The sequence below is a fragment of the Bradyrhizobium monzae genome (assembly GCF_021458635.1).
GTDB lineage: Bacteria > Pseudomonadota > Alphaproteobacteria > Rhizobiales > Xanthobacteraceae > Bradyrhizobium.
Window position 1 is genome coordinate 1,874,424 of the sequence record NZ_JAIRDQ010000001.1, and the last position, 8,493, is coordinate 1,882,916.

Here is an 8,493-nt window from a genome sequence, read left to right on the forward strand (position 1 = left end):
ACGTGAGGGGCACATGGCGCGCATCACCATCATCGAGACCGGACAGGTTCCGCCAAAATACCGCGAGCAACACGGTTCGTTTCCGGACATGTTCGAGCGCATGGTCCGTGCCGAGGATCCCACGTCTACGGTCGACGTCGTCAGCATCCCGAATGGCGATACACTGCCCGATCCGAGCAAGCTCGAGGCCGTGCTGATCACCGGTGCTGCCGCCGGCGTCTATGACGGGCTGGACTGGATCGCGCCGCTGGAAGATTTCGTGCGCATGGCTTACGCCAGCAAGACGCCGATGGTCGGCATCTGCTTCGGCCATCAGCTGATCGCGCAGGCGCTCGGCGGCACCGTCCGGAAGTCGGACAAGGGCTGGGGCATCGGCCGGCACGTCTATCAGGTGCTGCCGGAGAACGGCATCGTCGAGGGCGAGGCGGTTGCGATCGCCGCCTCACACCAGGACCAGGTCATCGAACCGCCGAACGACGCGTTGACGATCCTTTCCTCTGAATTCACGCCGCATGCCGGCCTGCTCTACGCCAACGGGGCGACGCTGACGGTGCAGCCGCACCCCGAGTTCGACGTGGAGTTCGCGCGGATATGCTGCGAGTTGCGCGACGGCAAGGCGCCGGATGACGTCGTGGCAACGGCAAGGGATTCGCTGGCGCGGCCGCTGGACAGTGCAAAGCTGGGTGGCGCGATTACGCGGTTTTTGGCTCGCAAGTCCATCACCTCGTCCTGAGGAGCGCGCTCTCGCGCGCGTCTCGAAGGATAGAGGCCGAGCTGCCGCAGCGGGGCCTGCATGGTTCGAGACGCCGCTTCGCGGCTCCTCACCATGAGGATTGAGAGTTAGAACGGATCCGTCCCCAATCCCGGCACATCCGCAGGCCGCGGCCCGGGCGCGGCCCAGTGAAACCGGCGATCCTTCTCCGCAATCGCGATATCGTTGATCGAGGCCTCGCGCCGCCGCATCAGGCCGTGCTCGTCGAACTCCCACTGCTCGTTGCCATAGGAGCGATACCATTGGCCGCTGGCATCGTGCCATTCGTACTGGAAGCGCACCGCGATGCGGTTCTCGTCAAAGGCCCAGAGGTCCTTGATCAGGCGATACTCCTGCTCCTTCTCCCATTTGCGGGTGAGGAATGCGACGATCGCTTCGCGGCCCTGAAGCACTTCCGAGCGATTGCGCCAGCGGCTGTCCTCGGTATAGGCGAGCGAGACGCGCACCGGATCGCGCGAATTCCAGGCGTCCTCGGCCATGCGCGCCTTCTGCGCGGCGGTCTCTCGGGTGAAGGGCGGAAGCGGCGGGCGCGACATGATGGCCTCATCGGTTTGTTGGGGCCGCAATCTATCGCTGCAGTTGGCGAAGTCGATAGGCCACAACCTATCGGCCGATCACTTCTCGGGCGATCAGGAAATCAAATCGGCCTTCATCAGCGTGCGGATCGATTTCGGGATCGGTTGCGCCCGGCCGCCGCTGATGAAGGCGACGCGCACCTCGGCCTTGACCAGCACGTCGTCACCGCGCCGCACCTCCTGCGCCAGCATGATTGAGGCGCCCTTCACCGCGACCGGCCAGGTCACGATGTCGAGCACGTCGTCCATCCGCGCGGGCTTGAGGAAATCCAGATGCATCGAGCGGACGACGAAGGCAAAGCCTGCGCCTTCGGTCTCGGGCTGCTCGAACAGCGCCTGCTGCTCCGCACCCATCAGCCGCAGATGATTGGTGCGCCCACGTTCCATGTAGCGCAGATAATTGGCGTGATAGACGATGCCCGAAAACTCTGATTTGACGATATCGCAGCAGCAGGAGGCTAACCGATTGATTCCATTGGGGCGCTGGAAAGCTACAGCGTGACGAGAGTTATATTGCATTATGCTCTTTCATAGCGAGCCGCAGGGACTTGGGAATACGCTGCGCCTTTCCACCCGAGATAAATGCCACGCTTACCCGGGCTATTACCAAAAGATCGTCTCCGCGCCTGCATTCTTGCAGTAGGGTAATCTTCGCTTCGGTAGGGAGTGGCGATGTTCAACGTGCACGTGACGCGACGCTCGGATTCGCAACAGAAGCAGAAGATTTTATGTATGCCCTTCCATAGCAAGCCGCAGCGCCTTGGGAATGCGCTGCGCTCTTCCGCCTGAGACAAACGCCACGCGTACACGCGCCGTAACAAGGAGATCGTCTCCGCGCCTGCATTCCTGCAGCAAGGCAATCGATGCGCCTCTCACCTCTTGCGGGAGCGTGACGACGTCAAGCACGTCGTCCAAGACGGCCGGCTTTAGAAAATCGATTGTCATCGAACGGACAACGAAGGCAAAGCCGGGCGCATCATTCCTAGCTTCTTCGAGCAGCGCTTGCTGATTGGTTCCGAGCAGGCGCAAGTAATTGGTCCTACCACGCTCCATGAACCGCAAAAAATTTGCGTGATAAACAATCTGGCCAGAGTCGGTATCTTCAAAATAGACGCGGACCTGCATGTGATGGCGTCCGCCGCGAATTTCGCCGTCAAGATGGGCTGTCACAGTGCGGTTCCTTTGTAGCGCTTCCGGGAGCCACTTGTCTTGCACAGGGGTGCTTTTCTGAGCAAGCGCCAAAACTCTCGAACTTGGCTCCTGCATCCGGAAACTCCAGCGCCTGCCGCGCGAATGCCGGCATGCACTGCGCGCGGCATCAATGGCGTCGCTAGGGGCAGCTCGCGGATCACGAGAAGAACCGCCTAAACGGCGCTCACCGACCAAGGTGCCCGCTGTCTAGGCTAATGTTTTGGTATTGCTGCGCAAAGAACGACACCTATTTTCGGTACCTGAAACCTTGCGAAAGAGACTCCAAGCAATCCGACAGCGGCGGACTTTTCATGCTCGTCACTACGACCGGATCGAGGCTCTGGCGCTTTAGCCACCGCTTCGATGCGAAGCAGAAGCTGCTCGCCCCTTGGTCAATATCCGGTGGACATCACTCGGAGGCGCGCGGATCAACGAGAAACAGCGTCAAAATTGCTAGGCGACCCGGTCCAAAGCGCGCTCGTAGGTCTGTCCGAGATCGTCGACCTGGTCGGCCAGCGCCTGCTGCGTGACCGCGAGGGATACAAAGCTCGCCTTGTATGCGCGGACCAGGTCGAGGATCTCGGATCTCTCCTCTGCGGATAGGTTGGCCGGGGCAAGCGCTGTTTCGAATTCCGCCTCCCGGTCCGACAGTTGATCGCCATACTTGTCGTCACCACGGAGGATGAAGTCTTTCTCGAGGCGACGCATCATCAGCATCAAGATCGTAAGCCGTGGCTGGTTCAGCTCTGACAGCCGTTGCTCCACTGCGTGCACGGCCTTGCGCAGCTGACCCTGAAATCCATCATCTTCGTTGAAACCGAGGTTGCGTTGCGCCGAGACCACGTTCTGAAAGCGCGTTGCATAGATATTGATCGCCGGCCGCAAGAAGGTCGCCTGCTTCAGCGGATCGTTGTCGGGCACATCGGCCACAAATTCTTCGACGCGACCCAAGTCCGCAAGCTGCCGCTCATAACTCTCCGCATGCCTCTTGATCGATATTTCACTGGGGCTTTACGCCCAAGCTGCTTCGTGACGGGATGGAGACGCACCAGGTCGAGGGCATCTCCGTACCTATCTTTAGCGTTGCCAAGACTGTCGCCGACGCGTTTCGCCACCGGCGCTCGGTTGGTGTCGAGATGAGTATCCAGGGGTTGGGAGAAGCCCTTCGCCAGGGAAAAGCTATTCCTGCGGAAATCTCGAATTACGCGATGCGGGGCGGGGTCTGGACGATCCTTCGCCCGTATCTCGAGGCTTTCGTCGCTAGCATTTGACCGGGCAAATCGATGCTCCGCTATTTGCCAGCGTCGTGCTTTGCGTCCGCCACGGGCGGGGCGTTTTCAATATAGGCGTTCATGAACGGATCGAACCGTCGGCCATTGCGATCGGTGTAATCAACGTGAACGTGGTTTGGCACGCCAGCTGACGCGTATTCCTTCACCGTGCTCAAATCTGCCGCGCGGCCAATGACAGTCTCACCCGCCTTTACCTCGACACCCTTCGCAATCGATGGAATGGGATCGACATAAAGCTCCCGGGCGATGGTTCCATCAAATGCCCTTACCTGGACCAATGAAAGCCCTGTCTCGGTGCGGCCAATGCGCTCGACTTGCCCAGTCATCGTCGCGAGGACAGGAGTGCCAGGCGGCATGAGCCAATCGGTGGCACCGTGTATCCACCTTCATATTTGAGTGTCACAGCCAGGCACGCTGAAAGATTTTCGACTTCCATGGTAGTTCCGCCAACTGAGAGCTTACGTTGGAGACTCTCGCCGCGCATACACGCCCTACTTCATCATCGCTTCGACCTCGGCACGAAAGGCCTGGCGCGAGGCGTCGCGTGAATAGAACATGTGGCCGCCCGGATAAACCGCGAGTTTGACCCGCGGCGCCGACGCAAAGGGCGGCAACTGATCGAGCGCCAGCTTCGAGCCGAAATAGGGCGTAACAATATCGAACAGGCCGTGCCCGACCATCACGTTCATCTTCGCGTCCGTGGCAAGGATCTCGCGCAGCTCTGAAAGCGACTCCGGGAGGCTCGGGTGGCCGAAATCCCAAGCCCGTGTGACCGCGCGGTTGAGCAGTTCATACGAGCCGTCCGGCCGCCAGTTGAGCTTGCGCGTCAGGACATCGACGGCGGCACTGCTCAACGGCGCCGCTAGCGCATCGCCCGAGGGATCGCCGAAGCGGTAGCTATCCGAGTCCGGATAGGGATCGAGGCCGAGGCGTCATAACCGCCGGTCACCTTGCCGCTCTTGCGGTCGAACTCGCGGCGGAATTCGCCGCGGTCAAAGCGTCCGGCGAGCCGTCGGCTTACGGCCTTGTCAATGCCGGTCAGAGAGGCGACCTTGTCGGCGAGACGGTTGGTGGCCTCCTTGTCTGCTTCGCCCTTGATGAGGTCGGCCAAAAATTCGCCACGCGCGTAAGCTTCGACATCGGCGAGATCGGCGCGTTTGACCGCCCCCCTGTCCTCGCCCTTGGCTTCGCGGGCCACCGCGACATAGCTTGGCAGCGCTGCGACAAATCCCAGAAGGCTCGTGCTTGTGAACTCTCGGTAGTCGAACAGCGGCGAGAGCAGGATCAGGCCCTTCACGCCGACGCCCTGCTCCATCTGCAGATTGCGCACAACCTTCGGTCCGCGAATGCCGCCATAGCTTTCGCCCGCGACATATTTCGGCGAGGAGAGCCGCTCGTGCTTCTCGAGCCAGCGGCGGATCACAAGCGCGATTGAACTGGCGTCACCATCGACCGAATAGAACCGCCTGGGCACATTTTCGCCCGTCGCCACGAAACGGCTATAGCCGGTACCGACGGGATCGATGAACACGAGGTCGGTGAAATCGAGCCACGTCTCGGCGTTGGGCCTGACCTCGGGTGAGGCCGACGCTGTGACGGTTTCCGCATCGATCGGCAGCCGCCATGGCCCGGCACTGCCGAACTGCAGCCAAGCAGAGGATGACCCGGGGCCGCCGTTGAAGAGGAACGTCACCGGACGCGTGGCGCGATCTGCGCCGTCGAGCTGATAGGAGGTGTAGGCGATGTCGGCCTGCGGCTCGCCCTTGTGGTCGAACACGTGGATCGAGCCCGCAGTCGCGATGAAACGAAGCGTCCGCCCGGGCAGCTCCAGCGTCTGTTTGATGGTGGAATCCGGCGGCAGGCGATGCTGCTCGGCCCCCGATGGGGAAGTCGGCGCGCTGGCGCTGCGCGCGCCGGGCCCGCCCTTCTGGCCGACCGGCGTCGGGGCGTCGGGACGCGGCGGCGGATCGTCGGCGCGGGCGCTCCCCATCACGGTGCACGCAAGTAGGGCCAGCGCAAGAGGGATGTGGCGCAGTGCGGTTAAATCGAACAGCATAGAGTTTTCTCCCGGTCCGGCTGCACCTTTCTGTCAGCGGCCGATTGCCACGGTTTAACGTTGCGGGACAGCCTGGACTGTCGTGGTTCTGCCTTATGTTGCTCTAGGCGTATCTGCCAAACGGCTCTCTTCAGTTAGCTAAGAGTCGGGAACAACAAACCTACTAAGTCTAGTAGTCGCCTCTATTCCTGAGGGCACGCGCCGCCTGCGCGATGGCACAAAGCCTACCTGCGGGCCAAGGGTGAGCATCGCGGCTTTTGAGCCGGCGCTACAGGCGTATTTTAAGGAACCGCGAACCGAAGCGGAGCTTGCGGACTATCGCGCCAAGCGCGGCTTTTGTAAAAAGCTTCAGGACGAAGTGATGCCCGCTCTGCGCCATCTCCGGTTCGTAGGCGCGACCGGCGAATCCGCTTCGAGCTTAACAGCAATGTTCCCGACTGCTGGCTCCGTGATGGCGTCGCCTCGGCGTCCCAACGTCTTGAAGTGACCCTGGCGCAATCGAGAGAACAGCAACTCCTCGGCATAGAACTCAACAAAAAAGGCATCGGGCGAGGATTTCTTGGCTTGCCGGACTATGCTCCCGCCGAAGCTTTCTCCCAAGTGATCGCCCTCGCCCGCGCCATGTATTCAACGGAAGGTGCGCGCTGACTGCCATTGGAAGCGGCATCAAGCGTTGTCTTGACAGCCCTTCCCATCACCATCGCGCCACGTTCCAAGGCGCTCGAACCCGACCTTTGATGGTGCGCCTAAATCCGCTCCTTCGGCGGCGACGGATTCTCCTCCCGATCTCGGATGCTGACGCGAGCGTGCCGCCGAAACCGGTGCGAAATAGTTCGTCACATCTCAGTGACAACTTCGCGCGAAGCCACATCGCCGGGGCTTTGGAAGAGCATCGCGACCGATCTGTTTTAGGCGGTCAGGACTTATTTCACCTGTGGTCGCAGCTTCCAGAATTGTCGAGGCGACATGGGTGCGAGCACCGGTATCGTACCGGGAAAGATTTTTGCAGACATCGTCGAGGACCACCCGCAGGAGCGCAGTGGTGGGGGCATCTAGCATTTGGAGATCTCCCTCATTCTCCAGGAGGCAACGATAGCGTCGATTTCGCGTTAGGAGCGCCACGTCCAAAACTACCCAAAGTAGAATAGCCATTAATTCACTATGGAAGAAGAAGCTGACAAAAACGCAACAAGCAGATGTCTGTTTGAATTAAAGAGCGACTGCGCCTGACGTCCACGGGCCACTGCGTTCCAATCGTTGTTGCTTCGCGTTTTGATGCATCTGAGGAGATAGCATCGCGATGGCAGTCGCACGGGGGACGTCCGATCAGGCGGAAGTCCAACGTCTCTCAACCTTGCACGGAACGTCCATCTATACGAGCAATACTCAGAGGAATGTCTCGATCATGCTTGACGATCACACATCAGCGCAATTGTCCTCCCTGTCGCTGGAACGCGTAGATCGGATTCATACCGCAATAAGCGTAGGTGCCGGATGCGGTGGCCATGCACTGGTCATAGGTCGAGAACTGGCAATTGCCCGGATATCCCCAGGTGCGCCCCTGCAAGCAATAAATGTCCTGCCGAGCCGGGGGGACGTACGACCGCCCCCGCTGAGCGGCGGTCGAAGGCGATCCAAAGCCGACAAGGATGGAAGTGCAAGCACGCCGATAAACAGTAGGTTGCGCATGAGACCTCTAGCCTCCGTTAAGTCTTGCTGAAGGATAGAGGATTCTCATCTGATGTTTTGATCTTAATCAATGGCAAATAGCCGGTCGCAGCCCGTCCGGCGAACGCCTGCGAAAGAAGCTCGAGCATGACGGCGCTCCCTGGAGCAGCATTCCTGCTATTTGTAGGGGAGGAGCGCATTTTTCCAGCGCGGTGAGGGGTACATGTGCGGCAGAAAAATCCCTACGGCAAAGGATCAATCGAGCTTGAGAACTCTCGCGCTCCGGAATGAGCCGGTTCGGATCGGCGGCAACCCCTACGACGAGCTTATCAAATGACCGAAGCGGCAGAAAATTCACCGTCTCAGGCCTGCCGTAGATCGCGTAGCGCTTCAGCTGCACGATCCCAAGGGACCTGACAGGGCTCATGAAAGATTGAACGAGCTCTTCTAGGTGATCGGCCTGATTCGGCGCAGCAGCGAGTCGGCATACTCCTCGCGCTCGCGCATGAAGCGCTCTTGATGCGCTTTGAAGCACTCGACCCGCTTCCTGATCTCATCGCGTTCGCTGGCGCCATAGTCGGGCAAGCTGAGGCCAACTCGCTCGTCGACTACTTTTGGGTGCGGTCCGGGCCGCTCGATGTCCACCTTCAACGATTTGGCGAACGCCATTGTTTCAGCGACGAGCGCATCGAGTTCGCTCTTCCAGTCATGCATTGACGTACCCCCCACGACTCGACCACGCTAGACGAGCCAGTTCATCACAAGCCAGGCATGCGACCATGGCGCAGACGCCAATCGCCAGATAGGGCAGCGTATCCCTCATCCGCTCGTCCTTGAAAAAGGCCGCTAACAATAAATATTGCCGGCGGCCCTCCGGGTTCAAAATGCCCATCGTGAAACAATGCAGTCCAGCCCCGGTCGCAACGATCCTAGACCTAG

Annotated in this window: 10 protein-coding genes and 1 pseudogene; 2 read left to right on the plus strand and 9 right to left on the minus strand. The window is 60.2% G+C overall.

The window, feature by feature from the left end; all coding sequences use genetic code 11:
* Positions 1 to 13 precede the first annotated feature (13 nt).
* Complete coding sequence (locus tag K3F49_RS09130) at positions 14 to 733, plus strand: type 1 glutamine amidotransferase (protein WP_234680532.1); 720 nt, start codon at positions 14 to 16, stop codon at positions 731 to 733.
* 107 nt (positions 734 to 840) lie between these two features.
* Here K3F49_RS09130 and K3F49_RS09135 read toward each other — a convergent pair whose 3' ends face one another.
* From K3F49_RS09135 to K3F49_RS09165, 6 genes and pseudogenes are all read right to left on the minus strand, one after another.
* Positions 841 to 1,308, minus strand: a complete 468-nt coding sequence (locus K3F49_RS09135; protein WP_234680533.1) for a nuclear transport factor 2 family protein — start codon at positions 1,306 to 1,308, stop codon at positions 841 to 843.
* A 93-nt stretch (positions 1,309 to 1,401) separates the two neighbouring features.
* Positions 1,402 to 1,866, minus strand: a complete 465-nt coding sequence (locus K3F49_RS09140; RefSeq protein WP_234680534.1) for a YbgC/FadM family acyl-CoA thioesterase — start codon at positions 1,864 to 1,866, stop codon at positions 1,402 to 1,404.
* 207 nt (positions 1,867 to 2,073) lie between these two features.
* Positions 2,074 to 2,517, minus strand: coding sequence for a tol-pal system-associated acyl-CoA thioesterase (gene ybgC, locus K3F49_RS09150; protein WP_234680604.1), 444 nt, complete (start codon positions 2,515 to 2,517; stop codon positions 2,074 to 2,076).
* Positions 2,518 to 2,991: 474 nt separating this feature from the next.
* Complete coding sequence (locus K3F49_RS09155) at positions 2,992 to 3,489, minus strand: hypothetical protein (RefSeq protein WP_234680535.1); 498 nt, start codon at positions 3,487 to 3,489, stop codon at positions 2,992 to 2,994.
* Positions 3,490 to 3,829: 340 nt separating this feature from the next.
* Complete coding sequence (locus tag K3F49_RS09160) at positions 3,830 to 4,210, minus strand: M23 family metallopeptidase (protein ID WP_346657307.1); 381 nt, start codon at positions 4,208 to 4,210, stop codon at positions 3,830 to 3,832.
* Positions 4,211 to 4,321: 111 nt separating this feature from the next.
* Positions 4,322 to 5,886: pseudogene (locus K3F49_RS09165) on the minus strand (S10 family peptidase).
* Between the two features lie 483 nt (positions 5,887 to 6,369).
* On the opposite strand from K3F49_RS09165, the gene K3F49_RS09170 reads away from it, so the two are divergent.
* Positions 6,370 to 6,534, plus strand: a complete 165-nt coding sequence (locus K3F49_RS09170; RefSeq protein WP_234680537.1) for a hypothetical protein — start codon at positions 6,370 to 6,372, stop codon at positions 6,532 to 6,534.
* A 775-nt stretch (positions 6,535 to 7,309) separates the two neighbouring features.
* Here the strand turns inward: K3F49_RS09170 and K3F49_RS09180 are convergent.
* From K3F49_RS09180 to K3F49_RS09190, 3 genes are all read right to left on the minus strand, one after another.
* Positions 7,310 to 7,537 carry a DUF3551 domain-containing protein gene (locus K3F49_RS09180; RefSeq protein WP_234680605.1) on the minus strand — a complete coding sequence of 76 codons (228 nt, stop codon included), beginning with the start codon at positions 7,535 to 7,537 and terminating at the stop codon, positions 7,310 to 7,312.
* Positions 7,538 to 8,001: 464 nt separating this feature from the next.
* Positions 8,002 to 8,268, minus strand: a complete 267-nt coding sequence (locus K3F49_RS09185; protein ID WP_234680538.1) for a hypothetical protein — start codon at positions 8,266 to 8,268, stop codon at positions 8,002 to 8,004.
* Positions 8,261 to 8,493: hypothetical protein (locus tag K3F49_RS09190; protein WP_234680539.1), on the minus strand; the 233-nt coding region annotated here is incomplete at its 5' end. The genes K3F49_RS09190 and K3F49_RS09185, both read right to left, overlap by 8 nt.

Coding starts and splice junctions, on each gene's coding strand:
- K3F49_RS09130 (WP_234680532.1), top strand. CDS start 14: ATGGCGCGCATCACCATCATCGAGACCGGACAGGTTCCGCCAAAATAC.
- K3F49_RS09140 (WP_234680534.1), bottom strand. CDS start 1,866: ATGCAATATAACTCTCGTCACGCTGTAGCTTTCCAGCGCCCCAATGGA.
- K3F49_RS09185 (WP_234680538.1), bottom strand. CDS start 8,268: ATGCATGACTGGAAGAGCGAACTCGATGCGCTCGTCGCTGAAACAATG.
- K3F49_RS09135 (WP_234680533.1), bottom strand. CDS start 1,308: ATGTCGCGCCCGCCGCTTCCGCCCTTCACCCGAGAGACCGCCGCGCAG.